Genomic DNA, 26,834 nt, shown 5'->3' on the forward strand with positions numbered 1-26,834 from the left:
AGGCGTGAAGCTGTATCTGATCCGGCATGCGCAGAGCGAGGCCAACGTACGGAACATTCTCGACACCGCGTTGCCGGGACCGCCGCTCACGGACCTGGGCCGCGAGCAGGCGCAAACGCTTGCCCGGACGTTGGCCGACGAGCCCGTGGCGGCCGTTTACGCGTCGCACGCGCTGCGTGCGCAGCAGACCGCCGCCCCGCTCGCCGACGCCTTGGCACTCGAGGTGCAGTCGCTCGAAGGGATTCATGAGGTCGGCGTCGGCGATCTAGAGGGCCGTGGTGACCGCGCGTCCATCGAGACCTACCTGGCCGTGGCCCGGCAATGGACTCGCGGAGATCTCAGCGTCCCGATGCCGGGGGGCGAGAGCGGTTACGAGGTGCGCGCCCGGTACACCACGGCCATCGCCGAAGTCCGGGCCAAGCACGAGCCGTCGGACCCGGACGGCGCCGTGGCGGTCGTCAGTCACGGGGGCGCGATCCGGCTCAACGCGGAGTGGCTGTCCGACAACGTCCGCCCTGAGCTGGCAGACCAGGGCCTGATCCCGAACACGGGAGTCGTCGTGCTGGAGACCCTCCCCGGTGAGGGTTGGACGTGCCTCACCTGGGCCGGCGTGCCGATGTGACGTTGATTTTTGCCCTGATTGGATTATTTCCGGTAACAAATGGGCGGCCCGGTCCAACCGCCGGTATGAACCACACGTCTTCCGGGTACTGCGAGACAGGGAGGCGAACAATGGCACGACAGAGGTTTTCCCAGATCGGTCTGGCGGTCACGGGGATGGTCCTGGGGGCCGCCGTGGCGGCGTGCGGCGGCGGGAACAACGCTCAGCCCGCCCCAGGGAGCGCCGCGGTCTCGACACCGCAGACCGAACCGGCTCCGTCGTCCAGCGCGGTGAGCCAGGCGGTACCACCGGCCGCCGCGGGCAGCGGCGCTTCCGGGGCCGCCGGTTCCGGCTTGTGCCGCTCGTCGGACCTGCGGCTTTCCCTCGGTCGCGGCGATGCCGCGGCGGGCACCGTGTACCGCCCGCTGGAGTTCACGAACATCAGCGACCACCCGTGCGTCCTCGACGGTTTTCCCGGGGTCTCCTACGTGGGTGGCCCGGACGGCCACCAGGTCGGTGCCCCGGCGAACCGCGAGGGGGACAAGGGGACGTCGATCACCCTCGGCAAGGGTGAGGTCGCCTCGGCGATGGTCGGGTTCGCCAACGTCAACAACTACGACCCGGTGACCTGCCAGCCGCAGCCCGTGCGCGGCCTGCGGGTCTACCCGCCGCAGGAGACCGCGTCGCTGTACATCGACATGCCGACGACGGGCTGTGGCAACGACAAGATCCCCGGCGACCAGCTCAAGGTGAAAGCCATCCAGAAGGGCACCGGTTCCTGACCCGCCGAGGCCGCTGAACTGGAGCAAGGTGTGTTTGCTCGGCCGGAGGCGGCAACATCTACCGCCCACGGCGCGAATTGTCCGCCGGAGGCCGCTTCACGCGGCCGGACACGCTTTTCGTCCGGCCGCGGGTCGACACGGACTATCCGTAGTAAAGACACCTTGCTGCATAACAACCGCTCGGGCTTCAGCCCCAGCCGAGTTCGTGGAGACGGTCGTCGTCGATGCCGAAGTAGTGGGCGATCTCGTGCACCACGGTGACCAGCACCTCTTCCACCACCTCGTCCTCGGTGTCACAGAGGGCCAGGATCGGGGCGCGGTAGATGGAGATCCGGTCCGGGAGCACACCGCCGTAGGACGAGGTGCGCTCGGTCAGGGCCACCCCGTGGTAGAGGCCGAGGATGCCGGGCGCGTCGTCGTTGCGCTCTTCCACCAGGACGACCACGTTGTCCATCGCCTCGGCGAACTCGGCGGGCACCTCGTCGAGGGCGTCGGCGACGAGTTCCTCGAAGCGCTCCGCGGACATCTCCACGGGCATCCGTCTAGCCGTTCGGCGGTTTCGCGGTCGGCTGACCGCCGTTGGGCTGGCCACCGGGCGGCTGGCCGCCGGGCGGCTGGCCGCCCGGCGGCGCGTCCTGGGCCTGTTGCCGGACGCTGCCGGTGATCGCCTGGAGCCCGCTGTTGTCCGGGAGCTTGGCGCCGACCTTGCAGTTCACCTGCGTCGAACCGGCTGTCCAGCTCTCGCTCTCACGGGTGTCCCAGGTGAGGATCAGATGCTGCCCGGCGATGTCCACGCCTCCCGCGTAGGACTGGACGGCGTTGCTGCATTCGGTGTCCAGCCAGGTGCCCTGATCCTTCTGGCTCGGGTAGTCGGCGCCGCTGAAGTGTTTCTTCAGGTCGATGGTCGCGACGATCTCGTAGGCGTGCGGCTGGGCGCAGTCGATCGGATTCCCGACCGTCTTGCCTGCCAGCGCGAGGCAGGTGCCCGGATCCCAGATCGCCGCCTGGGACTGGTCCGCGACCTTGCCCTTCACCATCTGCAACGCGCCGGCGGGAGCGGCCCACTGCAGCACGCAGCGCATGTCCCTGTCGCCGCTGGACCATTCGCCGCCGCCCGGCCGGAGGGCACTGACGCTGAACTTGCCGTAGGGATCGAGCGGCTTGCCGAGGTACTTCTGCGTCCCGGGGGTGCAGCGATCCACCGCGATGGCGCGCCATTCGTCGACGGTCGGGGCGGGTGTCCCGGGCGGGTACCGGTCCGCGATGTTCACCACGCCGGTGACCTCGTACAGGTGGGGCAGTTCGCACGGCACGACGTGGATGTCCGAAACGTCGGCCTGGGACCAGAACAGGCAACTGCCGGCCGCGGCGTGGAACGCGGCCTTGGCTTCGGGCGACTCCTCGACCCGTCCGCCGCCGAGAACGCCGCCGCCCCAGGAGAAGGCGACGCTCAGGGAAAGTGCCGCGATCGCACCGACGAAGACACCGACCATGACCAGCCGGGTACGCAGCGTGTTGACTTCGACCTTGTCCGCGAGCATCGGGTCAATAATGCCCGCGTTTTCTCCCGGTGACACCCCTCGGGTGGTTAATGTTGGCCGTGATGACCGAAGAGAACCCACCGGAGTCACCCGACGAGGAACCCGCGCACGGCTCGATGCGGTTCCAGGACCCGGAAACCACGAAGCCGCGCGAGCCGACGCTGGCCGAGCAGCGAGCGCGCCGCAAGGCGATGGAAGAGCGCGAAGAGGCCGAAGCCGCCCGCGCCGAGGCCGAAGCCAAGGCCGCGACGCGCCGCAAGGTCCTCATTGGCAGCGGTGTCACAGTCGGCCTGGTGGGTGTCGTCGCCGCCTGGTACCTGGTGGGCACGCCGCAGGAGGTCAGTGCGGTCTGCACGGACGACTCCGGCACGGTGGTCGCCGACGACAACTGCGACGACAATTTCGTCACCGCCCAGCACGGCCACTACGACTCGGGGACCGGTTTCTGGATCATTCCGTTGGCCAATGGCGGTTACCGTCAGTACCGCTACAACTACGGCGGCACGGGCGTTGTCGGCAGCCATGTGGCCGGCGGTTCCTACTCCGCGCCGTCGAGCCATACCACGGTCACGACCAAGTCCGGTACCACGGTTCAACGCGGCGGCTTCGGGATCAGCGGAAGCGGAAAGAGCGGGGGGTCGTAGATGCGGCGGGGCACCAGTTCTCCCAGGCGGGACTGGCAGCGCATCGTGGAAGAGCAGGGCCTCGTTTTCGGCACTCCGGCGCGATACGGATCAGGGCAGGCGCGGCCGTACTGGGACGAGTCGGTGCATTACGTCCTCGAGATGGACGAGGTGCTCTCGCTCGAAGCGGATGTCGAACTGCTGCACTCGATGTGCCTCGAGGCCGTGGACAACGTGGTGCTGACCGAGCGGTACGCGGAGTTCGGGATCCCGGAATGGGTCTGGCCGCACATCGCCGAATCGTGGAAACGGCGCGACCCGCACGTCTACGGCCGGTTCGACCTGCGCTACGACGGCGGCGGTCCCGCCAAGCTCCTGGAGTACAACGCGGACACGCCGACCTCGTTGCTCGAGGCGTCGGTGCTCCAGTGGCACTGGAAGACCGCGGTGTTCCCGGACGACGACCAGTGGAATTCGATCCACGAAAAGCTCGTCGAGCGCTGGCAGGAGATCCGCGGCGTGCTCCCGTCGTCCGACCTCTACTTCACGTGGTCGGCCGCCGATCCCACCGGTGAGGACCACATCACCACCTCCTACCTCCAGGAGACCGCGGCCGAGGCCGGTCTGGACACGATCGGCCTGGCGATCGAGGAGATCGGCTGGGACCCGGTGCTCAACCGGTTCGTCGATCTCGAAGAGGCGCCGATGCGCAACGTGGTCAAGCTCTACCCGTGGGAATGGGTGGTCGACGAGGAGTTCGGGCGGCACGCCGCCGAGTCGCTGCCGAGGACGCTGTGGATCGAACCACTGTGGAAGATGCTGCTGTCCAACAAGACCCTGCTGGCCATCCTCTGGGAGAACTACCCCGGGCATCCGAACCTCCTGCCCGCCTTCTCCGACGATCCCGGCGTGCTCACCGAATACGTGCGTAAGCCGAAGCTCGGCCGCGAGGGGGCGAACGTGCAGATCGTCGCGCCCGGCTACGAAACCGAGACACCGGGCGTCTACGGCAGCGAGGGCTTCGTCTACCAGGCCTTCGACCCGCTGCCGGAGTTCGACGGTTTCCGGCCCGCGCTGGGCGCCTGGATCGTCGGTGACTCCTCGGCGGGGCTCGGCATCCGGGAGACGCCGGGGCTGGTCACCGATGACGGGGCGGCGTTCGTTCCCCACCGAATCCCCCAAACGTGATAAACCACGCGCGAGAACTCACCGCAGACCGCCACGACCACCGGGAGACCCCGTGACCGCCCCCATCGTTCTTGCGCTGCCCGAAACCTTCGGCCACGACCTGCTCAGGGGGGTCGGCGCCATCCTGCTCTACGGCGTCGTGGGACTCCTGCTGATGTTCATCGGCTTCTACGCGATCGACTGGACGACTCCCGGCAAGCTGTCCCAGCTCGTGCACCGTGGCCTGCCCAACGCTGTGATCGTCACCTCATCGGCACTGCTGTCCATGGCGTTCATCGTCGTGGTGGCGATCTTCAACTCCGCCAGCGACCTCACCGAGGGGCTGATCACCGCTCTCGTCTACGGCCTGTTGGGGATCATCGTGCAGGTCTTGGCGGTGCGCCTGCTGGAATGGGCGACCCGCATCGACGTCGGGCGGACCATGGAAGCGGAGCGGTTCCAGCCGGTGAGCGTCGTCGTCGCGGCGGCCCACCTCGCCCTGGGGCTCGTAGTCGCCGTCGCGATCTCCTAACCTGGGGGTGTGCGCCTGCTCAGGACACCAGACGACCGGTTCGACGACCTGCCCGACTTCGACTTCCCTGCCCTTTATGCCGATCTTGACGATCCCGCCGACGGAATCGTGCGCGTCGCCTATGTCGAGGCGGGGCCTCCGGACGGACCGCCCGTGCTGCTGTTGCACGGCGAGCCGAGTTGGTCCTTCCTCTACCGCAAGGTGCTGCCGGTGCTCGCCGACGCCGGCTTACGCGCCATCGCGCCCGACCTGGTGGGCTTCGGCCGGTCCGACAAACCGGCCCACGCCACCGATCACAGCTACGCCCGGCACGTCGAGTGGATGCGCGCGTTCGCCTTCGACGCGCTGGACCTCCGTGACGTGACGCTCGTGGGACAGGACTGGGGCGGCCTGATCGGCCTGAGACTGGTGGCCGAGCACCCCGGCCGGTTCGCGCGCGTCGTCGCCGCGAACACCGGCCTGCCCACCGGTGACGACGGCATGCCCGCGGTGTGGTGGGCCTTCCACGACGCGGTGGAGAAGGCGCCGGTGCTCGACGTCGCACGGCTGGTCCAGGCGGGGTGCCGGACCAAGCTGTCACCCGAGGTCCGCGCCGCCTACGACGCGCCGTTCCCCAACGAGATGTACAAGGCGGGCCCTCGGGCGATGCCCGGCCTGGTGCCGGTGACCCCGGACGGCCCCGGTAGTGAGGAGAACCGCCGCGCCTGGTCGGTTCTGTCCACATTGGACATACCGGCGCTCTGCGCGTTTTCCGACTCCGACCCGATCACCGGCGGGATGGCTCCGGTCCTGGCGCGGTCCCTGCCGGGCGCGGCGGGCCGGACTCACCCGACGATCGCCGAGGCGGGTCATTTCCTTCAGGAGGACGCGGGCGAGGAACTGGGCCGCGTCATCGCCGACTTCGTCCGCTCCTGAGGCTCGCGCTCAAACGGAGGAAGGTGGATTTACTCGGCCGGAGGCGGCAGCGGCGACCACTACGCACATAAACTCCTCCGCCGGAGGCCGCTGCACGCGGCCGGACACGCTTTTCGTCCGGCCGCCGATCGACGCCGTTGATCCGTAGTAAATCCACCTTGCTTCACAACGGGGCGGGCCGTCAGGAGACGGAGCCGTCCTTGTTGATCACGGCGAAGCCGGTGTAGGGCGTCAGGGCTTCGGGGATGGCCACCGATCCGTCGGCCCGCTGGTGCTGTTCGAGGATGGCGACCAGGGTCCGGCCGATCGGCAGGCCCGAGGCGTTCAACGCCGCGACCGCGCCGCGCTTGCCGTCCTTGCCCTTCCCCCGGATGCCCGCCCGCCGGGTCTGGAACGTCCCGGTGTCCGAGGCGCTGGAGATCTCGCGGTAGGTCTTCTGGCTCGGCATCCACACCTCGAGGTCGAAGGTGATCTGCGCGGAGAAACCGATGTCCCCGGCGGGCAGCTTGATCACCCGGTAGGCGAGATTCAGTTTCCGCAGGATCGTCTCCGCGTGCACGACGATCTCGTCCAGCGCCGCGCGTGAGGAGTCCGCGTCGACCAGCTGGACCAGTTCCACCTTCGAAAACTCGTGCTGACGGATCAGGCCACGCGTGTCCCGCCCGTAGGAGCCGGCTTCCGAACGGAAACACGGCGTGTGCGCGGTGTAGCGCAGCGGGAGTTCGTCGAGGTTCAGTATTTCTCCCGCGTGCAGGTTGACCAGCGGGACCTCGGCGGTGGGGATGAGGAACAGTTCGCGGTCGGCGACGGCGGTGCGGAAGAGGTCTTCCTCGAACTTGGGCAACTGGCCCGTGCCGGTCATCGTCTGCCGGGTCACCAGCGACGGCACCGAGAACTCGGTGTAGCCGTGTTCCTGGGTGTGCACGTCGAGGAAGAACTGGGCCAGCGCCCGCTCCAGCCGTGCGCCCGCGCCGCGGAACACCGCGAACCGGGGGCCGGAGAGTTTGGTGGCCCGGCCGAGGTCGAGGATCCCCGCGCGCTCGCCGAGGTCGACGTGGTCCAGCGGCTCGAAGTCGAACTCCGTCGGGGTGCCCCAGGTGCGCACCTGTTCGGCGAACTCCTCGGTGGCACCGTCGGGCAACTCGTCCAGTGGCAGGTTCGGGATGCTCAGCAGAAACTCGTTGAGCTCGGCCTCCACGGCGCGCTGCTCGCTTTCGAGTTCGCTGATGCGGTTCTTGAGTTCACGGGCCTGCTCGCGCAGGCCGGTGACGTCTTCGCCACGGCGCGCGGCGGCCTGGACCTCGGCGGCGGCCTTCTTGGACTCCGCGCGAGCCTGGTCACCCTCGCCGATGACCTCGGATCGCCTGCTGACGAGCTTGCCGAGCCGGTCGGTGTCCAGCACATACCCGCGACGGCGCAGCTTGGCGGCCGCATCGGTGTCCGGGTCGAGAAGAAGGCGAGGGTCATGCATGTATCGAGGGTAGCCACCGGCTCCAGGGGTTTTCCGGGTGCCCGGCCATATCCAGGGCCGCCCACATCGTCACCTGGTTCGCGGTGAGCACCGGTCGGCGGACGTAGGTTTCGAGCGGGCCGATGAGGTCGTAGGTGGGCACGTTCGTACAGCTGATGAACAGGGCGTCCGCCTCCCCGGTGTCCACGGCGTTCACCGCGGCGAGCACGTCGGAATAGGACATCTTCCAGATGTCACCCAATTTCCCCAGACCGACGTACGAGGGGACCGAGATGCCGAATTCGGCGAGGAAGGCCAGCAACCGCTCGGTCACCGCGTCCACGTAGGGCGTGATCACCGCGAGCCGCCGCACACCGAGGTGTTCGCAGGCGCGGATCATCGCCCCCGAAGTGGTGACGGCGGCGGGCGCGCCCGCGTCGAGCATGCCCTGGACCAGGGCGGCCTCACCGGCCGCGCCACCGGCGAAACTGCCCGAAGCGCACGCGTAGGCGACCACGGCGGGCTCAGGGACCAACAGGTCCCTGGTGGCCCGCAGGACGCCGGCCGAGTCGCCCAGCGCTTCGGCCAGACGGACCGTCACCGGTTCGGGCACGTACGGTAACCGTGTGCTGTGCAAGGACACCTGCTCGGGTACCCAGCGCCACAGTTCCCGGTCCAGCGCGAAATCGAACGGCGCGATCACGCCTATTCCCGTTTGCGCTGGAAGTGGGATCTCGAACTGCCTCATCCGGCCTCTCACTCACTCGATCGCCGCGGTACACGCTAGGTTCGGCGTGCGACGACCGCGGCCGCCCGAGGTTTCCGGGCGGTAAAACATCCGAAGGGTGCGCGCTTGAAGGGCCGATACAGCGTTCTGCTCGCCGCGGCGCTTCTCGTGACCGGGTGCACCGTCTCGGTGAACGGCACGCCTGGCCCGACGGCGGGACGGAGCTGGGCGGTCAACCCGTGTTCCCTGCTCACGGACGCGGAGGCGAAGCAACTCGGCCTGCAGACGCCGGGCACGCCCAAGCCCGCCGCGCCGCAGTACCGGACTCCGCCGAGCTGCCTGTGGTCGCCGGCGAGTCCGGATGCCGCCTACGAAGGCTCGTTACAGGCGTTTTACGCCACGGACCAACCCATCGACCAGTACTACACGACGAAGTCGACGGTGCGGGTGCAACTCGGTGGCCTCGTCTGGGACCGCTATCCGAGCGCGGTCGGGGACTTCATCTGCGACCTGGCGGTCCGGCTCTCGAACTCGTCGTTCGTCGCGCTGTCGAGCCAGGATCTCGCCAACACCACCAAGGCGTGCGCGGTCGCTCAGGCGGCGGCACCCGTGGTGGCCAGGCACCTATCGAAGTGACTCCAGCCCGGCGACATGCCGGGCGATCTCCAGCGCGCTCGTCGCGGCGGGCGACGGGGCGTTCAGCACGTGGACCTGGTTCGGTGCGGTCTCGATCAGGAAGTCGTCGACCAGGGAGCCGTCGGGCAACAGCGCCTGCGCGCGCACTCCCGACCCGTGCCGCACGATGTCGTCAGGACCGACAGCGGGGACCAGGCGCGCGAGGCTCGCCGCGAAGCGGCGCTTGGACAGGGAGCGCCGCACTTCGTCGAGACCGGTCGGGAAGGCGTACTTGCGCGCGAGTCTCCAGGTTCCGGGGAAGCGGGCCACGCCGGCGAGATCCGCGGGCGAGATGTCACGCCAGCGATAGCCCTCGCGACGTAACGCGAGGACGGCGTTCGGACCGGCGTGCACACTGCCGTCCAGCATGCGGGTGAGGTGCACGCCGAGGAACGGCAGCGCCGGGTCGGGCACCGGGTAGATCAGGCCGCGCACCAGGGACGAACGGTCCGGCCGCAGCGTGTAGTACTCGCCGCGGAAAGGCACGATCCGTGCGCGTGGCGTGATCCCGGCCAGGCGCGCGATCAGGTCGGACTGCAGGCCCGCGCAGTTCACCAGCGCGTCGGCCCTGATCACCTCGGTGCCGGTGGCGACTTCCACGCCACGGTTCGCGCGGATTCCGCGCGCGGGCGTGCTCAGGCGCAGGTCGGCGCCCTTGTCGGCGAGCAGGCCGGCGAGCGCTCGGCAGATGGCGGGGAAGTCGATGATTCCGGTGGACTCGACCCGCAGCGCGCGCACGCAGGACACTTCGGGTTCGTACTCGAGCGCTTCTTCGCGGCTGATCAGCCTGGCGGGGACGCCATTCGCCTCGGCCCGGCGGGCGAGTTCGGCGAGCGCGGGCAGTTCGCTTTCATCGGTGGCCACGACGAGCTTGCCGCAGACCTCGACGGGCACCCCGTTTTCCCTGGCGAAGTCCACAATGGACCGGTTTCCGGCCACCGACATCCTGGCCTTCGCCGAGCCCGGCCGGTAGTACAGGCCCGCGTGCACGACATTCGAGTTGTGCCCGGTCTGGTGCGCGGCCCAGTGGGCCTCCTTCTCCAGCACCGTGACGGCCGCGCCACGCCTGGTCAGCTCCCAGGCGACGGCCAGCCCGATGATCCCGCCCCCCACCACCACAACTCGCTTCACCACGTGGGCACCCTCCCACAGCGACCCCCTGATTAGGGAGCGCGCCGAGGCTTTTACCCACCCGCACCCGCGGTAACCTGGGCGTTCGCCCGATCGTGTGGCGGGGGTCTCACGTACGCTGCGCGCGATGATCGAGGGAATTCCGCTGGGGCGGCCGAGTGTGGGCGAAGCCGAACTCGCCGCGGTCGCCGACGTGTTCGCCTCCGGGTGGCTGTCCGGGGCGGGGCCGGCGTGCCGCCGGTTCGAGGAGGCTTTCGCCTCCGCGACCGGCACCGGGCACGCGCTGGCCACCAGCAGCTGCGGCTCGGCCCTGTTCCTCGGGCTGCGTGTGCTCAAGGTGCGCCCCGGCGACGAGGTGATCGTCGGCGACTACACCTTCCCGGCGACGGGGCACGCGGTGGTCCAGGCGGGGGCGACCCCGGTCTTCGCGGACGTGCGGCCGGACTCGTTCTGCGCCGACCCGGCGGCGGTCGAGGCCGCGGTCACCTCGCGCACGGTCGGCATCATCGCGGTGGACGTCGCGGGCCAGCCCGGCGACTTCGACGACTACCGCGCCATCGCGAGCCGTCACGGGCTCTGGCTGTTCGAGGACGCCGCTTGTTCGGTGGGCGCCACTTACCGGACGCGGCCCGCCGGGAGCCTCGCCGACCTGGCCGCCTTCTCCTTCCACGGCCGCAAGGGCATCACCGCGGGGGAGGGCGGCGCGCTCGTCTCGGACCGTGCCGGGGAGATCGAGCGGGCGCGGCGTCTGCACACCTACGGTGTCGAGCCCGCGCTGTCGCGGCGGCAGGTGGTACCGGCGTTCGAGGAGATCGGGTACAACTTCCGGCTTTCCGACGTGCAGGCCGCGATTCTGACCGTCCAACTGGAACGCCTGCCCGCGCTGCTCGCCGCGCGAAGGTCCGTTGCGCGGCGCTACCACGAAGGCTTCGCCGGCCTGCCGGGCGTGACGGTCCCCGCGGAACTTCCCGACCGGGAGCATCCCTGGCAGAGCTACCTCCTGCTGCTGTCTCCCGGCATGGACCGGGATCGTGTGGTCACCGCACTGCGCGCCCGGGGAATCCAGTGCACCTTCGGCACTTACGCCTCGCATCTTCAGCCCGTGTACGGGAAGCGGGATCCTCTGCCGGTTTCCGCGGGGCTGTTCCGGCGGCACCTGGCGTTGCCGATGCATGCCGGATTGACCGCGGAGCAGGTGGACCGGGTGATCGAAGCGGTTCGTGAGGAGATCGCCACATGCGGGTGAACGGTGACGGGCGAAGGGTCTTCTTCACCGGTGGTGCCGGATTCATCGCGGGCCACACGATTCCCCTGTTGCTGCAGCGCGGCTATTCGGTGCGGATCTTCGACAACATGACCAGAGGTGACCGGGAACGGGTCGCGGAGTTCGCCGCGGACGGTGCGGTGGAGTTGGTCGAAGGCGACGTGCGGTACGGCGGGGCCGTCCGCGCCGCGATCCGGGGCTGCACCCATGTGGTCCACTTCGCCACGGTGTCGATCAACCGGTCGGTCGCGGATCCGCATGAGTCGATCGACGTGAACATGACCGGCAACCACAACGTGTTCGCCGCGGCCGCCGACGAAGGCGTCCGGCGTCTGGTCTTCGCCTCGTCCGCGTCGGTGTACGGCGAACCGAAGACGTTGCCGATGCGCGAGGACGACCCTCTTCAGCCGCTGACCCCGTACTGCGTTTCCAAGCGCGCCGGGGAGGATCTGCTCGGCTTCTACCGACGGCATGCCGGACTTTCGTGGATCGCTCTGCGGTTTTTCAACGTGTACGGGCCGGGGCAGCGGATCGAGGCCTACTACACGTCGGTGATCAACCATTTCATCCAGCGGCTGCTCGCCGGTGCGCCACCGGTGATCGACGGCGACGGAGCGCAGTCGATGGATTTCGTCCATGTCGGCGATCTGGCCAGGGCCGTGGTGCTCGCGCTGGAATCGGAGCGCGCGGATCTGCCGGTCAACATCGGCACCGGCGTCGACACCTCGATCGCGACGCTGGCGAAGATCCTCATCGACGCCGTCGGGGTGGACCTGAAGCCGCAGTTCGGGCGACGGCCGGTGCTCGTTTCCCGGCGGGCGGCGGACATCACCCGGGCACGGGAAATCCTTGGCTGGAGTCCGGAAATCAGCGTGGAGGACGGTATGCGCGCACTGGTGGAGACCTACCGGTAACCATGCGCATCGCGGTCGTCAACAATTTCTTCCCGCCGAGGGTCGGTGGCAGTGCCCACATGGCGGCGTCGCTGGCGCAGCGGTACGCGGCCGCCGGACACGACGTCCTGGTGCTCACCGCCGCCTACCAGGGGGCTCGCGTCACCGAGAGCCACGACGGTTACCGGATCGTCCGGCTGCCCGCGGTCACGATGCCGAAACTGGGCCTGTCGATCGACTTCGACCTGAGCTTCCCGTCGCTGGTGCCGGGCACGCGGCGGCGGATCTTCCGCCTGTTGCACGAGTTCCAGCCGGACGTGCTGCATCTGCACGGTCAGTTCTTCGATTTGTCGTGGCTGTCGGGCCTGTACGCCCGCAGGCACGGGATTCCGGTGTTGCTCACCGTCCACACCCTCCTGGTGAGCGAACGCATCGGGTACGCACTCGCGTTCCGGTTGCTCGACGCGTGCCTGGTCAGGCCGATCCTGAAGCGGGTGAATCCCCGGTTCGCCGTGCTGGACAAGCCCGGCCGCGACTACTGCGTCCGCCGGTACCGGGTGGAGGACCGGGAGCTGGAGTTCCTGCCGATCGCGGTCGACACCCGGCCGTTCGACCGGCCGGCGCGGGGTGGCATCCGGGCCGAGCACGCCATCGGCAACGACCCGTTGATCGTTTCGCTGGGCCACGTCATCCCGCTGCGCGACCGGATTCCGTTGGTGGAGGCCATGCCGGAGATCCTGGCCAGATATCCGCGCACCCGCGTGCTGGTGGTGGGCAAGGTCTACCACGATGCCTTCGTCGAGCGGGCCGAGGACCTGGGGGTACGGCACGCCTTTCTCGTCCGGGGCGCGGTGCCCCGGAACGACGTTCCCGCCTACTTGGCGGCGGCGGACATCGTCACCCACGACCTCAACGGCGGCTGTGGCACGGCTTCTCTGGAGGCGATGCTGTCCGGCACCCCGACGATCGTTTCGATCGGTGAAGACCATTACCCGGGTGTCGATCTTCGCGACGGCGACAACATGCTCCTCGTGCCGCCGGACGACCCGGACGCCGTCGCGTCGGCGGTGATCGGCCTGCTCGACGATCCCGTCCGGGCGGCCGCGATCGGGCGGCGGCAGGGCGAACTGGTGCGGCGCACGTTCGCCCTCGACGTGGTGGCCGGACAGTACCTGCGGATCCTGGAGAAAATGGTGGCGGCGGATGTTCTCGGACGATGAGCGCAGTAACCGGCTGCGGCCGCTGATCCTGACCGAACTCGTCGCCCAGTATCTCAACGACACGGAGCGGGCCCGCTTCTACGGGCTGCCGGAGACCACCCGTATCCGGGAGCGCGCGAAGATCATCAGTCCGGACCGGCTGGTACTCGGCGAGCACTGCTGGATCGGCGAGGGCGCGGTTCTCGACGCGAGCGGTGGCCTGACCATCGGCGAGCACACCAGCATCGGGGTGAACACGCTGGTGTTCACCCATTCCAGCTGGCTGGCGAACATGATGCTGGAGAACCATCCCGGCAGTGACCTCATCGAGCGCAAACCGGTCCGGATCGGCAAGGGGTGCTTCGTCGGTGGCCTGAGCGTGCTCCTGCCCGGCGTGACCGTGGGCGATTTCGTCGTGGTGCAACCGAATTCGGTCGTCGCGCGGGATGTCCCGGATCGCTGCCTGGTCGCCGGGAATCCCGCCCGCGTCTTCTCACACCACGACGAGGACCACATCCGGGCCGAAGCCGCCCGCGTTCGCGCTTCCGGCTAAGGGAAGCGGACGGCGATCCGGCCCGCGGTTTCCCGTGGCCAGGAACGGAGAATCTCGTAGTGCCGCAACGGCCATCGGCAGACGATGACGTTGAGACGGCGCCCGAGCTGGTCCGTCAGCCGCCGCACGAAGTCGGTGCTCTGCCCCGGGCTGAACGGGCCCAGCCCGGCCTGGAAGTAGACCACTCCCCGATTCGAGACGGCGAGGAGCACGTTCACATCGCCGAAGTAGTCACGGAAACCGGAAAGCAGGTTCCGCCCTTCCGCGGCGGGCCGGTACGGGGCCTCCAGCGGCGCGTGCGGCCGGGTCCACGCCACCCAGAGCACCTCCCCGTGGGGGATCCACCGGTCGCCGTCCGTGGTGGGCCGTCGCCCGGCGGCGACACCGGTCACCCTGCCTCGCATCATCCGCTCGAGATGCGGCTCTTCGATCAGGCGCCAGCGGGTCAGGTACTGGGCCACCGTGGCCGGGTTGAGCGGGATCCCGAACTCCCGGTTGACGAGTTCGGCGATCGCCTGACGGGTCCACAACCGGTACGGCATGCCGTGCGCGTCCGGCGTCCCGGCCACCATGGTCTTGATCGTCCACGCCTGTTGGGCGGGAGAGAGCGCGAGTTGCTCGCCCGGCCTGCGGCCGCGTGTCTTCGGCCGGAAGGCGTCGTCTCCCACCGATCGGTAGGCGAGCACCCAGGCGCCGACCGTTTTCCTGGACACCCCGAACAGACGCGCCACCTCGGTCCGGGACGCGCCCGATTCGACCGCCGCGACGGCGCGCCTGCGCAGCGTTTCCAGCGCCTCCGAGGAAAGGCTGCGGGCGTCACGTGTTGCCATGTCCAAGCCCTGTAATTTGACGGATGTCCGGTTCATGCCTGGTGCTCCCGAAGTTAAGGACAGGTCACCGTTGGCGGGGTGAACGGCGATAGGACGTAACAGACGCTTAACTCACCGTGCGCCCACCGGGACCCGGACGACCGCCTGGTCCGTTTCGGACGTTCGCACCGTGATGCCGAGCTCCCACTGACCGGGCATCGGCAGGGAAGCGTTCTGAGCGATGTAGTGACCCGCGCCGTCGTCTTCCAGAGACACCGGGAGTGGCCCCAGATTCCGTTCCGGCAGCCGGAGTTCGGCGCGGACCTCCGCCACGTCGCGAGGCTGGTTCTGGCCGTCCAGCACGGACAGATGGATCTCGTTCGGACCGACCTTGCCGGGCAACACGGTGACCGCGAGCTGCCCGCTTCCGTTCGCGCCGCCCGCGGCGAACGGAAGGACCACACTGACCGGTCCGGTGATCGCCGGCGGCCGTGCCGCCGTGGCTTCGCGCGTGAGCTGGGCGTCCGCGGGCTCGACGCTCACCAGCGCGCTGGTCACGCCGAGCACCAGCACGGCGACCACGGTTTCCGCGGTGACCGCGCGCCGGAACCGGCTCAGCTCGGCGGGCGGCGGGCCGCGGCGGGCGCGCCGTTTGTCGGAGACCGAAACAACACGGAAGCCGTAGTGGGTCCGCACCCAGCGCCGGGCCGACCAGGCGAAGGTGGTGATCACCGCCACCAGGCCGGTCTTGACGAGCAGCAGCGTGCCGTAGGTGGTCCCGGTCAGCGCCTTGAGGGTGCCGGTCTCGCGCCAGGCCTGGAAGACCCCGGTCGCCACGAGTACGCACACACAGATGAGCGCGGTCCTGGAAAACCGGGGGACGGCCACCCGCATCCCCAACACGTCACCCGAACGCAGCATGACCACGCCGAGCACCGCGAGGCCGCCGAGCCAGACGCTCATCGCCGTCAGGTGCGCGGCGTCGGTGATCAGGGCAAGCGGGACGAGCGGACCGGTCGCGGCGTGGTCGGCAAGACTCCACGTGAAACCGAGCAGCATGCCGGACGCGATCACGGCCACGGCGGGCATCCGGCTTGCCCACCCACTCGCGCCGGCCGGATTGTCCGAAGTGGACACAGGGCTCTCCGGTACCGGCGGCTCTGCCGGTACCGACCGCGCCGAACCCCCGGCGCGGGCTCCGGCCAACGCGGGACGGCGGACCGGTGCGGGGGTGGGCGGCTCGGGGATCCGGCGCAGGATCGGCACCGACGCGGCGGCCGAGATCCCGAGCAGGACCAGGCGGATCAACAGCGTCAGGCCGAGCCGGCTGGCCAGTGTGGGACCGAGCAAGGAAAAGGCGCTCGACAGGCCTCGTCCCGTCGCATAAGGACTGTAGACGACGAGAATGCCCAATGTGGACATCACGAGCGCGCCCCATCCGGTCCACAGGAACCGGCGCACGGCCGTCCTCGTGCTGCCACCGGGCCAGCAGACCGTGGCGAAGAACGCGGCGCCGACGAGCAGTGCGAGCGCCGCGTAGGCCGTCCAGCGGAAAAATCCGTACACAATGGACAGAAGCCCGCCACCCGAAGCGGCGGCCAACGCGTTCGGCGCGGCACCACCGCTCGCTTCGCCGACGCTGAACGTGAACGCGCCCTGCACCGGATGCGAATCCGCGGAGACCACCTGGTAGGCCACCGTGTGGGTGCCGTTGGCGAGCGCGTTCGGGATCGCCACGGAGAGCACCGACGCCTGTCCGGCCGGGTGCTCGGGACGCCCGATGCCGGAGATCTCGTCGCCGCGAGGTCCGATCAGCCGGACTTCGGCCAGCGCCGCGTCGACCGGTTCGTTGAACCGCAGGGTCACAGCCTTCGGCGAGGTGTCGACGACCTGCCAGCCCTCCGGCGTGGTGCCGAGGAGCACGGCGTGCGCCGACGCCGTCCCCGGGAAGGCGAGCAGCACGACGAAGAAGGCGATGACAACGAGGGCTGACTTCCGTGGCATCGGGGTCTCACACTCCAGCCTTGGCCCGGTCCTCGACGGACGCCGGTTCGGCGCCGGTGGCGCGTTTGCGGCCGGTGAACCACCAGCCGAGCGAGGTCAGGCCGGACAGCAGGCCCACGGTGCCGAGCACGCGGGCGAAGACGTCGGCGCCGGTCTCCGGCGCGGGCGGTGCCGGCGGTGTCGCGACGGTCAGCACCGGTGCGGGGTGTTCCGGGTCCGCGCCGGCTTCCGGCCCGTCGATCCACCGCACGACCGTGCCGTTGGAGTAGGTCTGCAGCGCCTTGAACATCAGCTTCCCGGCGTCGAGCCGGCCGAGTGAGACGGGGAACTGCTGGAAGTGACCGGGCTCGATGCGCCCGCCTTCCCAGGTGATCGACGAGACCGCGTCGGTCACCTCGCCGTCGTCCGTCTTCACCGGAGTGGCGAGCTTCTGCTTGTGGATGGTGGCGGTCCATCCCGGCACGTCGCCGACCGACGCCGTGGGCAGCGGCCGGTCGGCCGGGAAGACCACTTCGAGCCGCACGGTCGCCGCGTCGTCGCGTTCGTTGGGGACCCGGAAGGAGATCTGGCTCGACTGTCCGGGGACGGAGGTGTTCGGGGTGATCGAGACGTGCGCCCAGGCGGTCGGAGCCATCAGCAGGGAGCCGGTGATACCGAGGAAGACCGCGGTGCCGATAGTGCGCGAACGTGACATGGAATGCCTCCTGGGAAGGGGAAGCGCCGGTGGGAGGAGGGCCGGCGCTTCCCGTGGACTGGGGGTGTTCGGATCTGCCGGGCGTTCACGGGGGCGAGGTCTTACCTCACCCCCGCGAAACCCTTCGGCGATCTGCGATCCCGCGCGGTTTCAGCCCACCGCGGGGAGTTTGACCGTGGCCGGCGTGACGTTGGCGATGATCACCATTCCGGTCATGCCCGCCATTGTTTCCGAATGCGAGAAGATATGACAGTGGATCATCCATTTCCCGGGATTCACCGGGGTCCAGATGAGGTCGTAGGTCTGCCCGATGCCGAGCGTGACCGTATCCATTTGTATGGGATTTATCAGTGGCCGGCCGTCCTGGGCCACGACGGTGAAATAGCCGCCGTGGATGTGGATCGAGTGGGTCAGTTCCGGTCCGGTACCGATCAACCGGATGTGCACCCGTTCCCCGACGGCCGCGGAAAGCACCGGCGTGGCCGGGTAACTCTTCCCGTTCATCACGAAGCCGAGCGCGCCGTCACCGGTTTCGATCGTGTAGTCGTGATCCGCCGGGATGTCGCCGAGCAACGGGACCACTTCCAACGCCCCGTAGACTCCCCTTCCTTCCTGGTCGCCACCCATGTGCGAGTGATACCAATGGGTTCCGGTCGAAACCGCGGTCCACTGGTAGGTGAAGCTCTGACCCGGTGCCACCTGCGGCTGGGTCAGGTCGGGCACGCCGTCCTGCGAGTTCGGCAGTTCCATGCCGTGCCAGTGCAGGGCCGAGCCGTCGGACATGTTGTTGGTGAACACGATCCGGACCTTGTCGCCTTCGTTGATCCGGATCGTCGGCGCGGGAATGGACCCGTTGATCGCGAGCCCCTGCTTCACCCGGCCGGGTTCGGTGGTCCAGGACAACGGAGCCGCCGTCAGGTGGAATTCCTTGACGCCGTCCTTGAGTTGCCACGCGGCCAGCTTGGTGCCGTCACCCAGGTCGGCCTCGGCCTGCGAGGTCTGCCCGAACGCGGTGCCGAGCGGGCGTTGCAGAGCGGGCAGCACGGTCGCCGGCCGCACGTCGACCTTTTCCGTCGAAACCCCCGGCGTCCCGGTGAGCCCGGTGAGCGCGGAGGCCATGAGCCCGGCCAGCACGCCGAGAGTGACATAACGCAGGGTCCGCGCACCGTGTTCCGGAGCCAAGAACCGCACTCGGGCTCGCGTATTTCGCGAATAACGCGGAAAACGCATGATTATCCCTTCTTCCTTACGAAGGGTGGGGCTGGGGTACCGAGGGAAACCCTCGGTACCCCAGCCGTGCGGACAGAGGTTATTTACAGACGGTCGCGTACTTGACCGGGTTCCGCTGGCGACACGTCAACTGGTTGTTGATCGCATTCGCCGGAGCTTGCTGGACCCAGCCTTCGTAGGCCAGCGGAACAGGCAGCACGCCCATCCCACCGAATCCCGCGAAATCAGTGAGCTTGTCGTCCATGGCGGTCTTCTCGTCGCCCGCCAGGGCGAGCCGGCCGACGATGGCGGCATCACTGGGGTTTCCGTCCCCGTTGGGGTCGGTGTCCACGATCAGCATTTCGTTCGAGAACTTGCTCGAGACGTAGGCGTAGTAACCTCCGCCCTTCTTCGCGCCGAAGTTGATCCCGTGACATCCGGAGTCACACGGCAGGTACTTCACGACCTTGTCGGTCTTGGGGTCGATCACGGTGATGTTGCTGGTCAACGTGTTCGCCACCAGGACCGCGGAATTGTCCGGTGCCACGGGGATCTGGATGGACAGACCACCCCAGTCTCCCTTCGGCCCGGCGACCGGGTCGTAGTTGGCCCACTCGTCGATCAGCTTGGACTGCTGCTTCGTTCCGTTGTCCGAAATACAGGCGGCTTCGGCCTTCAGCGAGTTGCAGGCAACCGTCCCGTCGCCGAAGTCGGCCTGGTACGCCTTCGAGGCGTCCGGCGTCATTCCGGTGGCGATCGGGAATTCACCCGTCTGCAGATGCTTGATCGACCCGGACGGGACATCGACCTGTGTCGCGTCGTAGAGGTTCACGTTCGGGGTGACCATGATCATCCCGTCGCCGCTCATCCAGTGTGCGTGCGGATGAGCGATCTTCTCGCCGGGCAGTTCGACCGGGAGCCTGCGGTCGATCTTGGTGGCTCCTGGCGAGAGCTCCATGACCGCGCCGCCGCCGTTGAGCGCGACGTGCTCCTGGTCGGTGTCGGTCCTGGTCATCACGTGTGATGGATCAGGCCCGACTTCGATCTGCCGGATGAACTGCCCGCTTTGCCGATCGAACACGTCCAGCTTGTTGTTGAACCATTCGGTCTGGTAGATCACCGACTCGCTGCGGTCGGTCCACATGTTGTGCGGGTTGTTCATGTTGATCTGTGGCAGCGCGACTTTTCGCTCCACCTGCCAGTTCTGCGCGTTGATCCTGGTCGCGGCGCCGACCTTGCTCTTGCTCGCGTACTGCTCCATTTCCGTGTCGACCCAGACCTCGCCGACACCCGGCGTCGCCGGCGTCTTGTTGGCGGCGGGCAGCGTCTTGGGCACGCCCTGGTGGTCCTTGAGGAACAACGACAGCAGCGGGATCAGCTGCGGGTTGCCGTCCTTGTCGTAGGTCAGAATCGGCGCCGGCGGGTAGTCCGACGGGTTCCACTGCGTGTCCTGCGTGGCGCTGTAGTGCTGCCAGTTCCCGGGTGCGGTGATGTTGAAGAACTTCGTCACCAGCTGGGTGATGATGTCGGCGTTCGACGGCACGACCAGATTGCGGGAGTTGACGTGCAGCTTCTTGCCGAAGTCCAGACCCGGGGTCAACGGGTCGTCGACGACGACCGCGCCGAGCATGTACGGGTGGACCTTGCACTGGAACGCGTACAGGCCCGGTTCGGTGAGCTGGACACTCTGGTTGCCGACCCACGCGCCACCCTGGTCGAACGGGAAGCCCTTGGCTCCGTCCGGCCAGATCAGCGAAGTCGCGGTGTGCGCGTTCGCCGCCTGTGGCTGCGACACGTTGAAGTTCACCGTGACCGGCAGGGTGATGTCGTTGCTGGCCCACTTGCCGAGGTTGTCCAGCAGCGTCATCAGGTCGGCGCCGACCGGCAGCTTGTCCAGTGACACGGGCAGGTTCGCGGGCTGGGCCGCGACCTCGTCCTGGAACTTGGTGAGCAGGTCGTTGGCCTGTCCCAGCCGCGGGTCACCCGCGGGCAGGATCTGGCTCACCGCGCTGCGCAGGTTGCCCACGTTCAGCAACTGCGCCGGGTCGACACCGAGGTCGCCGACCTTGGGTGTGGATGCCCCGCTGGGGTTCACCTTGCTCAGACCCGAAAGGTCCGGCTTGAGCAGGTTGTTGACGTCCAGCTTGCCGAGCCCGCCGTTGCCGAGCAACGGCAGATTGGACAGGTTCAGCGAGCCCAGCGAGCCCAGCACGCCGGGAGAGCTGAGCGCTTTGCCCAGGTTCACCCGGGGCAGTTCGGCCACCGCGAGCGACTTGGTGCCGAACAGGTTCAGTCCCGTGTCGTACCAGGAGCCGTTGTTGTCCGTCAGCTTGAACTGAATCGGCAGGGGACCCACACCGACCGGCAGGCCACCGGCGGCAGGCGTGGTCGACGCGGCCGACGATCCCGGTGCCGACGTGCCGGTCGAGCTCGACGGGGGAGTCTCACTCGTGGACGGCGAGCTGGTGCTCGTGTCGGTACTGGTCGGGGTCGTGGTGGTCGGCGGTGCCGTGCTGGTGGTGGGCGGTGCCGTCGACGTGGTCGGTGGTGGCTGGTTGCCGCCCACGTTGATGGTCATCTGCATGTCGGGGTGGAACCGGCAGGTGATGTTGTAGGTCCCGGAATTGCCGAAGGTGTAGCTGAACGTCGCGCCGGGCGGCATGTCCGGCGAGTTGATCTCACTGCCACCGGACTGGACGACGCTGTGCGTGGTGCCGTCCGTCTCGTTGTTCGTCCAGGTGACTGTGTCACCGACCGCGATGGTCATCTGCGCGGGGTTGAACTGCAGGTTCTTCTGCTCTGCCTGGTGGGTGGCGGCCATGGCCGGAGCCGGGGCGGCCAGCAGAGCGGTCATCGTGCCGAGCGCGACGGCCGTGGCGGCCGCGAGCGCTCGGTAGGTCTTCCGGCGTGGTGGCCGGAAGCGGCCCGACGAGAACATGCGCTGCAAATGCGGTGCGCGCATACCTTTCCTTTCTTCTGTTTTCGGCCGCACGCCACCATGGCCACTCCGGTGTTCCGGGTGGCTTGCGACGCCGGCCGGTTGTGGTTGATGGCGAACCATCCACCGCGGTGGCGGAAACACCGCGGTACGGGTCATTACGAACCCGGTTTGTGTCAGCCGGATGGCTCATTTGTTAACGGCGCATGACAAGAGGTTCCGTAGATGTCTTTTCGAAAGTGATCGGCAATTTTCCTCGATCATTTCTGTGGCTCTGCCGAACGCAAATAGGTGTCAGTCCCGCCGGTGGCCTCGGATGTCGCATCTGTGCTGCTCAAGGCTACTTTTCGGGGCTCGCGGAGTTGGCTCCGGGGTGGCCGGTATTTGCCTGAGGATCCATTTTCCGGCCACCCGTCCCAGTGGGCAGGGAAGATTTTGCCCTGTGTTGTCCGGCGATCGCGGGGCGAGCCCGTCAGCTGCGGAAACCGGTTTGTTTCCCGAGCGTGAACGCTTTTTCCGGAACCCGTTCCGGCCGGTTTCGGCGCTGCTGGTCAGAACGGGTCGGCGCGTGTCACCATGCCGCTGGAGAAATTGAGGCTCTCATATCGGGCCCCTGAGTACCTGAGAAGAATCCAAGAAAGTGAGGGCCGGTGAAGGACACCAAGACTCCGGCGACGCCCAGTCCCGAGCCTCGTTCCCCGGAGACTCCGGCGACGCCCAGTCCCGAACCCCGTTCCCCGAAGAACCTTGTCGGACCACCGGCTTCGGCGGCCTACCGGTTCGTCCGGCGCACCTGGTGGATGCCGTGGCTGATCGGCGCCGCCGTGGTCACCGTCGGCACGCTGACCGCGGTCGAGGTCTTCGCCGGCGGGGACGGGCAGGCCGGCTGGAACGACGTCCACCTCCCGCATTCCACGCATCACGTGGTCTACGAGATCACCGGCACCGGGAAGTCGCCGGAGATCAGGTACGTGGTCGACGGGGTGAACGGCAGCGAGACGGTCAACAACGCCGATCTGCCCTGGCATCGCGAACTCACCATCACCGTCGGTCCCGGGCTGGGCGTGGTGCAGGTCGCCGCCGAAAACAACGAACTCGCCGGTCCGCTTTCGTGTTCGGTGCGGGTGGACGGCAACATCGTGCACCAGGCGACCGCCCCCGCCGGAGGGGCGTCCATCTCGTGTTCGTCGGTGCTCCGGCCATGACTCCCCGGCCGGACCGACGGAAGGCTCCGAGGGTGAGGCGACTGGTGGCCACGGGCACCGCCGCCCTGGCGTTCGGGCTGCCCTTGGCGATCGTCCCGCCGGCGAACGCGGCGCAAACCCGCGTGCTCGACAGCTGCGTCGCCACGGTCACCGACGGCGGTCAGCTCGCGCTGAACCCGGCCGCCGTCACCGAGCCCATCGTCACCGCGTTGACCCCGCTGGACCCCCTGCACGTCCTGGTGCCCGCCTTCCGCGGAATCTGGGCCCAGCAACAGCCGATCCTGTTGCCCGGCGGACAGGCGGTGATCACCGGCGACCAGATCGCGACCGGGGTGCTCGGGAGGCTGCAGGGCATTCCGCTGCTGTCCCCGGTGCTGGACGCGCTCGCCGGTCCCCTGCGGGACGAACTGCGGTCGACCTGTTCCATCACGGTCACCCCCGCGCCGCCCACGGGGCCGCCCGCCGGAGCTCCACCCGCCGGATCCGCCCCGGCTCCGGGCGCGCCCGCGGCCGCGCCGACCAGCCGCCAACCGGTTTCCGCCGACGCTCCGGGCGTGGCCGCCACCTTGCTGCCGGGCTACGTCCTCTCCTCGGTGCCCGGCGTGCCGGGCGAAGGCGGTTTGCCGCCGGACGGCGTCGCTTTCAACTACGACAACGCCGCGGTTCCCCAGCCCGATGCCCAGCGGCTCGCGCTGGCCAATTCGCCGGGCACCGCGGTGGCCCTTCCCCGGGAAGCCTCCGTCACCAGCCCTTGGCGGCCCGCCGTGCTCGCCGCCCTGGTGCTGACCCTGGTGGGCACCCAGTTGCTGCGCGTCTGGCTGCTGCGACGGCAGCGGAACCACCCTTGACCACCTGCGCGAGCAGGTGCCGCATGAAGTGGGGTCCAGCGGACGTTCCGCCCGTCCGCTGGACCCCACGGAGGCCCTGACCGCATTCCAGGGGCCACCCTCAACTGTAAACCGGCTGGGCGGCCTTTTCCTGAGGCTAGCCTTTGAAAGGCGGGGCGAACGCGGCGTGGGCGAGGACGGTGCCCACCACCTGGTGCGCGGGCAGGATCGAGGCCCGCTCGGCGGCGGCGTCGCCCTTGCCCTCGACGAGATCGAGGAAGTGGTCCAGTTGCGCGGCCAGCGGCTCGCGCGCGGAGATGGGCTCGGGGATTTCGATGATCTCGCGTGGCCGCCACAGCGAGTCGCCGGAAGGCAGACCCTCTCGCGGAACGTGCCGGTAGATCGTGACGTCCTGCCGCAGGAGGTCGAGTTCGATCAGCCGGTCCAGCTCGGCGATGGTCAGGGAACGCACTTTCCGCTGGCCGAGCCGTGAGGCGGACAACGTGGCCAATCCGGACGGGAAGGCGAGGACGGCGTCGACGGTGTCCTCGGCGCTCTCGTCGGACCCGGGGTGGAAACGACCCGCGGCCGAAGTGATCCGGGACGGCGACGTACCGAAGAGCCGAAGCGCGATGTCGACGTCGTGGAGGAGCAGGTCCCATGAGACGCCCGTCCGGACCCGCGACGCGTACGGGCTGTGACGGCGGGCCAGCAGGTGCACCGGCTCACGACAGAGCGCCAATGCCGTCAGCACGGCGGGATTGAACCGCTCGACCAGACCGCACATCAGGGGAACGTCGAGCGAGGCCGAGAGCGTGACGATCTCCTGAGTGGTGTACCGGCTGCTCGCCACCGGTTTTTCCACCAGGAGCGGTTTACCCTGCGCCAGAATCTCGCGGGCGAGGTCGGTGTGGGACTCCGTCGCGGACGCCAGCACCACGGCGTCCACATCGGACAGCGATTCGAGTTCGGCGGACCACTGGGTGTCGAAGTGGCTCGCGCAGGCGCGGCCCGCGTCTTCCCGCGGCTCGATCACGCGGATCAGTTTCGCCCGGTCCGTGCGGGCAAGCGCCAGGGCGTGCAACGCTCCCATCGTGCCCGAGCCGACCAGTGCGATCCGGTGTGTCATGGACTCTCTCCTTGTTTTCCGCGTGCCCGCGCGCTCGAGACGGTCATGGTGTTCCTCGTATCCGCGAGTCGCGCGGTGCGGGTAAGCGTTTTCAAGCTCCGAGCGCCTCGCGTACCTCGCCGATGATGGTGTCCACATCGGACTCCGTGAGTGCCGGATGCACCGGAAGGGACAGTGCCTGGTCGGTCAGCGCGGCGGCGACCGGGAAGTCCGCGGGGGTCACCGCGGGAACCCGGGGGTGGCCGCGGAAGCATTCGTGGTCGAAGACCAGCCTCGGATAGTAGGTGGCCGTGGCGATACCGCGCTCGGCCAGCTCGGCCGCCAGCTCGTCGCGGGAGAGCATGGCGTTCGGGCCGACCAGAACGGTGTAGTGATGCCACGCGTGGACACGTCCGGGCAGCTCGGCCGGGACGGTGAGACCCGGCGTTCCGGCGAGGCCGGCGGACAGCCGGGCGGCGTTGTGGCGCCGGAGGGCGAGCAGATGGTCCAGCCTGGCCAGTTGCGGGATGCCGATCGCCGCGTGCAGCTCCGACATCCGGTAGTTGTTTCCCGGCAGCTCGTACTCGTACGGCGTGCGCATGCCCTGGTTGCGGAGGAGCCGCAGCCGCAGGGCGAGCTCGGCGTCGTCGGTGGTGATCACGCCGCCCTCGCCGGTGGTGACGTTCTTGGTGGCGTAGAGCGAGAAACAGCCCACCCCGAACGATCCCGCCCGCCTGCCCTGGAAGGACGCGCCGATCGCCTGGGCGGCGTCTTCGACCAGGTGGAGCCCGCGTTCCTCGGCCAGTGGAGCGAGTTTGCCCAGGTCCGCGGTCTGCCCGTAGAGGTGGACCGGCATGAGCACCCGGGTGCGCGGGCCGATCGTGGCCGCCGTCGCGTCCGGGTCGAGCGCGAAGTCCTCGCGGGAGACGTCGGCGAATCGCACCGTCGCGCCCGCCCCGAGGATCGCGTTCACCGTCGCGACGAAGGTGAACGGCGAGGTGATCACCTCGTCGCCGGGGCGCAGGTCGAGCGCCTGGACCGCGGCCACCAGCGCGCTGGTGCCACTGTTGACCGCGACCGCGTGCGCGGTCCCGGTCAGGGCGGCGAAGCCGGCCTCGAAACGCGCGACCATCGGCCCCTGCGCCAGTGAGCCGGAGCGGAGCACGTCGACCACCAGCGGCGCTGAGTCGCGGACATCGACCACGGTAATGGGAATCATGCGGGCTGTGCTCTTTCTCGACATCGGTAAAGTGGATCGCCGGTATCGTCTAAGAACGGAACAGCGTGGTAAATCAGATCCACCCGACCGTGGTAATCGGTCCGGGTGTCGAAGTCGGCGACGACAACGTCATCGGTCCGTACACGGTGATCGCCGGTCCGGTGGTTATCGGCGACGGAAACTGGATCGGACCGCATGTCACCATCGGCACTCCGGCCGAACATCGCGACGGCCCGCATCCCGATCCGTTCACCCGGCCCGCCGGCCGGGGGGTGCGGATCGGCAAGGCGAACCGGATCCGCGAATACGTCAGCGTCCATCAGGGAATCGAGCGCCCGACGGTGGTCGGGGACGGCGGCTACTACCTGCGCGGCAGTCATGTGGCGCACGACTGCGTGCTCGGTGACTCGGTCACGCTGGCCTCCAATGTGGCCCTGGGCGGGCATGTGCGCGTCTGGTCCCTGGCCAACCTGGGCATGGGCGCGACCGTGCATCAGCGGGTGGAGATCGGGCCGGGCGCCCAGGTGGGCATGGGCGCGGCGATCCGTGCCGACGTCGGCGCGTTCACCGTCTCGGTCGGCAACCCGGCCAGGGTGACCGGTTTGAACCTGGTCGGGCTGGCCAGGCTCGGACTTGCCGAGGCCACGATCGTCGAGCTTGAACCGTGGCTCAAGGGCACCGGCCCATTTCCACCCGATAAGCTGATGGACCGCCTTCCTCCGGCCGTCTCTACTTTGGTGAAGGCTTTCCACGACCGAAAGGATTGAT

General features: G+C 68.5%; 26 protein-coding genes. 14 read left to right on the forward strand and 12 right to left on the reverse strand.

The window, feature by feature from the left end; translation table 11 throughout:
- The first annotated feature begins 4 nt into the window (after positions 1 to 4).
- Both ACFSXZ_RS17645 and ACFSXZ_RS17650 read left to right on the forward strand, forming a co-directional pair.
- Positions 5 to 622: a histidine phosphatase family protein gene (locus tag ACFSXZ_RS17645; protein ID WP_378266106.1), complete on the forward strand. Its 618-nt coding sequence runs from the start codon at positions 5 to 7 to the stop codon at positions 620 to 622.
- A 110-nt stretch (positions 623 to 732) separates the two neighbouring features.
- Positions 733 to 1,383 (forward strand): DUF4232 domain-containing protein, encoded by a 651-nt coding sequence (locus ACFSXZ_RS17650; RefSeq protein WP_378266107.1) that lies wholly within the window; start codon positions 733 to 735, stop codon positions 1,381 to 1,383.
- 187 nt (positions 1,384 to 1,570) lie between these two features.
- Here ACFSXZ_RS17650 and ACFSXZ_RS17655 read toward each other — a convergent pair whose 3' ends face one another.
- Both ACFSXZ_RS17655 and ACFSXZ_RS17660 read right to left on the reverse strand, forming a co-directional pair.
- Entirely contained in the window at positions 1,571 to 1,921 is a 351-nt protein-coding gene (locus ACFSXZ_RS17655) for a metallopeptidase family protein (protein WP_378266108.1), read from the reverse strand.
- Between the two features lie 4 nt (positions 1,922 to 1,925).
- Positions 1,926 to 2,924 carry a septum formation family protein gene (locus ACFSXZ_RS17660; RefSeq protein WP_378266109.1) on the reverse strand — a complete coding sequence of 333 codons (999 nt, stop codon included), beginning with the start codon at positions 2,922 to 2,924 and terminating at the stop codon, positions 1,926 to 1,928.
- Between the two features lie 62 nt (positions 2,925 to 2,986).
- Here ACFSXZ_RS17660 and ACFSXZ_RS17665 point away from each other — a divergent pair, with 62 nt between their 5' ends.
- The 4 genes from ACFSXZ_RS17665 to ACFSXZ_RS17680 all read left to right on the forward strand — a co-directional run bounded on the left by ACFSXZ_RS17665 (position 2,987) and on the right by ACFSXZ_RS17680 (position 6,161).
- A complete protein-coding gene (locus ACFSXZ_RS17665) occupies positions 2,987 to 3,568 on the forward strand; it encodes a hypothetical protein (RefSeq protein ID WP_378266110.1) in 582 nt (193 codons plus the stop codon).
- Positions 3,569 to 4,735, forward strand: a complete 1,167-nt coding sequence (locus tag ACFSXZ_RS17670; RefSeq protein ID WP_378266111.1) for a glutathionylspermidine synthase family protein — start codon at positions 3,569 to 3,571, stop codon at positions 4,733 to 4,735. It abuts the gene before it with no gap.
- A gap of 64 nt (positions 4,736 to 4,799) precedes the next feature.
- Positions 4,800 to 5,246 carry a DUF350 domain-containing protein gene (locus ACFSXZ_RS17675; RefSeq protein ID WP_378266505.1) on the forward strand — a complete coding sequence of 149 codons (447 nt, stop codon included), beginning with the start codon at positions 4,800 to 4,802 and terminating at the stop codon, positions 5,244 to 5,246.
- 9 nt (positions 5,247 to 5,255) lie between these two features.
- Complete coding sequence (locus ACFSXZ_RS17680; protein WP_378266112.1) at positions 5,256 to 6,161, forward strand: haloalkane dehalogenase; 906 nt, start codon at positions 5,256 to 5,258, stop codon at positions 6,159 to 6,161.
- Between the two features lie 181 nt (positions 6,162 to 6,342).
- On the opposite strand, the gene serS is transcribed toward ACFSXZ_RS17680, so the two are convergent.
- On the reverse strand, positions 6,343 to 7,632 hold the full coding sequence (gene serS / locus ACFSXZ_RS17685; RefSeq protein ID WP_378266113.1) for a serine--tRNA ligase: 1,290 nt from the start codon (positions 7,630 to 7,632) through the stop codon (positions 6,343 to 6,345).
- Positions 7,625 to 8,359: a maleate cis-trans isomerase family protein gene (locus ACFSXZ_RS17690; RefSeq protein WP_378266114.1), complete on the reverse strand. Its 735-nt coding sequence runs from the start codon at positions 8,357 to 8,359 to the stop codon at positions 7,625 to 7,627. The genes serS and ACFSXZ_RS17690 overlap by 8 nt, the downstream gene beginning before the upstream one ends.
- Before the next feature lie 105 nt (positions 8,360 to 8,464).
- On the opposite strand from ACFSXZ_RS17690, the gene ACFSXZ_RS17695 reads away from it, so the two are divergent.
- Positions 8,465 to 8,974 carry a DUF3558 family protein gene (locus ACFSXZ_RS17695; RefSeq protein ID WP_378266115.1) on the forward strand — a complete coding sequence of 170 codons (510 nt, stop codon included), beginning with the start codon at positions 8,465 to 8,467 and terminating at the stop codon, positions 8,972 to 8,974.
- On the opposite strand, the gene lhgO is transcribed toward ACFSXZ_RS17695, so the two are convergent.
- Positions 8,963 to 10,144 carry an L-2-hydroxyglutarate oxidase gene (gene lhgO, locus ACFSXZ_RS17700; protein ID WP_378266506.1) on the reverse strand — a complete coding sequence of 394 codons (1,182 nt, stop codon included), beginning with the start codon at positions 10,142 to 10,144 and terminating at the stop codon, positions 8,963 to 8,965. The two genes, ACFSXZ_RS17695 and lhgO, sit on opposite strands and share 12 nt — an antisense overlap.
- A 127-nt stretch (positions 10,145 to 10,271) precedes the next feature.
- On the opposite strand from lhgO, the gene ACFSXZ_RS17705 reads away from it, so the two are divergent.
- From ACFSXZ_RS17705 to ACFSXZ_RS17720, 4 genes are read left to right on the forward strand one after another with little or no spacing between them, the layout of a single operon-like run.
- Positions 10,272 to 11,390 (forward strand): DegT/DnrJ/EryC1/StrS family aminotransferase, encoded by a 1,119-nt coding sequence (locus ACFSXZ_RS17705; protein WP_378266116.1) that lies wholly within the window; start codon positions 10,272 to 10,274, stop codon positions 11,388 to 11,390.
- The gene (locus tag ACFSXZ_RS17710; RefSeq protein ID WP_378266117.1) at positions 11,381 to 12,322 is read left to right on the forward strand and encodes an NAD-dependent epimerase/dehydratase family protein; all 942 of its coding nucleotides are present in this window, start codon (positions 11,381 to 11,383) and stop codon (positions 12,320 to 12,322) included. The genes ACFSXZ_RS17705 and ACFSXZ_RS17710 overlap by 10 nt, the downstream gene beginning before the upstream one ends.
- Before the next feature lie 2 nt (positions 12,323 to 12,324).
- Positions 12,325 to 13,521 (forward strand): glycosyltransferase family 4 protein, encoded by a 1,197-nt coding sequence (locus ACFSXZ_RS17715; RefSeq protein ID WP_378266118.1) that lies wholly within the window; start codon positions 12,325 to 12,327, stop codon positions 13,519 to 13,521.
- On the forward strand, positions 13,505 to 14,053 hold the full coding sequence (locus tag ACFSXZ_RS17720; RefSeq protein ID WP_378266119.1) for an acyltransferase: 549 nt from the start codon (positions 13,505 to 13,507) through the stop codon (positions 14,051 to 14,053). Before ACFSXZ_RS17715 ends, ACFSXZ_RS17720 begins: the two co-directional genes overlap by 17 nt.
- Here the strand turns inward: ACFSXZ_RS17720 and ACFSXZ_RS17725 are convergent.
- From ACFSXZ_RS17725 to ACFSXZ_RS17745, 5 genes are all read right to left on the reverse strand, one after another.
- Complete coding sequence (locus tag ACFSXZ_RS17725) at positions 14,050 to 14,883, reverse strand: helix-turn-helix domain-containing protein (protein WP_378266120.1); 834 nt, start codon at positions 14,881 to 14,883, stop codon at positions 14,050 to 14,052. The genes ACFSXZ_RS17720 and ACFSXZ_RS17725 overlap by 4 nt on opposite strands.
- 111 nt (positions 14,884 to 14,994) lie before the next feature.
- Positions 14,995 to 16,866, reverse strand: coding sequence for a copper resistance protein CopC (locus ACFSXZ_RS17730; RefSeq protein WP_378266121.1), 1,872 nt, complete (start codon positions 16,864 to 16,866; stop codon positions 14,995 to 14,997).
- A 7-nt stretch (positions 16,867 to 16,873) separates the two neighbouring features.
- Entirely contained in the window at positions 16,874 to 17,560 is a 687-nt protein-coding gene (locus ACFSXZ_RS17735) for a YcnI family copper-binding membrane protein (RefSeq protein ID WP_378266122.1), read from the reverse strand.
- A gap of 150 nt (positions 17,561 to 17,710) precedes the next feature.
- On the reverse strand, positions 17,711 to 18,751 hold the full coding sequence (locus ACFSXZ_RS17740; RefSeq protein ID WP_378266123.1) for a multicopper oxidase family protein: 1,041 nt from the start codon (positions 18,749 to 18,751) through the stop codon (positions 17,711 to 17,713).
- Between the two features lie 118 nt (positions 18,752 to 18,869).
- A complete protein-coding gene (locus ACFSXZ_RS17745; RefSeq protein WP_378266124.1) occupies positions 18,870 to 21,731 on the reverse strand; it encodes a plastocyanin/azurin family copper-binding protein in 2,862 nt (953 codons plus the stop codon).
- Between the two features lie 626 nt (positions 21,732 to 22,357).
- Here ACFSXZ_RS17745 and ACFSXZ_RS17750 point away from each other — a divergent pair.
- Both ACFSXZ_RS17750 and ACFSXZ_RS17755 read left to right on the forward strand, forming a co-directional pair.
- Positions 22,358 to 22,912: an MmpS family transport accessory protein gene (locus ACFSXZ_RS17750; protein ID WP_378266125.1), complete on the forward strand. Its 555-nt coding sequence runs from the start codon at positions 22,358 to 22,360 to the stop codon at positions 22,910 to 22,912.
- A gap of 44 nt (positions 22,913 to 22,956) precedes the next feature.
- On the forward strand, positions 22,957 to 23,760 hold the full coding sequence (locus ACFSXZ_RS17755) for a hypothetical protein (protein WP_378266126.1): 804 nt from the start codon (positions 22,957 to 22,959) through the stop codon (positions 23,758 to 23,760).
- A 136-nt stretch (positions 23,761 to 23,896) separates the two neighbouring features.
- Here ACFSXZ_RS17755 and ACFSXZ_RS17760 read toward each other — a convergent pair whose 3' ends face one another.
- Together ACFSXZ_RS17760 and ACFSXZ_RS17765 are read right to left on the reverse strand one after the other, a co-directional pair.
- Entirely contained in the window at positions 23,897 to 24,868 is a 972-nt protein-coding gene (locus tag ACFSXZ_RS17760; RefSeq protein WP_378266127.1) for a Gfo/Idh/MocA family protein, read from the reverse strand.
- 91 nt (positions 24,869 to 24,959) lie between these two features.
- Positions 24,960 to 26,066 carry a DegT/DnrJ/EryC1/StrS family aminotransferase gene (locus ACFSXZ_RS17765; protein WP_378266128.1) on the reverse strand — a complete coding sequence of 369 codons (1,107 nt, stop codon included), beginning with the start codon at positions 26,064 to 26,066 and terminating at the stop codon, positions 24,960 to 24,962.
- Positions 26,067 to 26,131: 65 nt separating this feature from the next.
- Here ACFSXZ_RS17765 and ACFSXZ_RS17770 point away from each other — a divergent pair, with 65 nt between their 5' ends.
- Positions 26,132 to 26,833 (forward strand): UDP-N-acetylglucosamine acyltransferase, encoded by a 702-nt coding sequence (locus ACFSXZ_RS17770; protein WP_378266129.1) that lies wholly within the window; start codon positions 26,132 to 26,134, stop codon positions 26,831 to 26,833.
- The last annotated feature ends 1 nt before the right edge of the window (position 26,834 follow it).

The organism is Amycolatopsis pigmentata (assembly GCF_042684065.1).
Classification (GTDB): Bacteria; Actinomycetota; Actinomycetes; order Mycobacteriales; family Pseudonocardiaceae; genus Amycolatopsis_E; species Amycolatopsis_E pigmentata.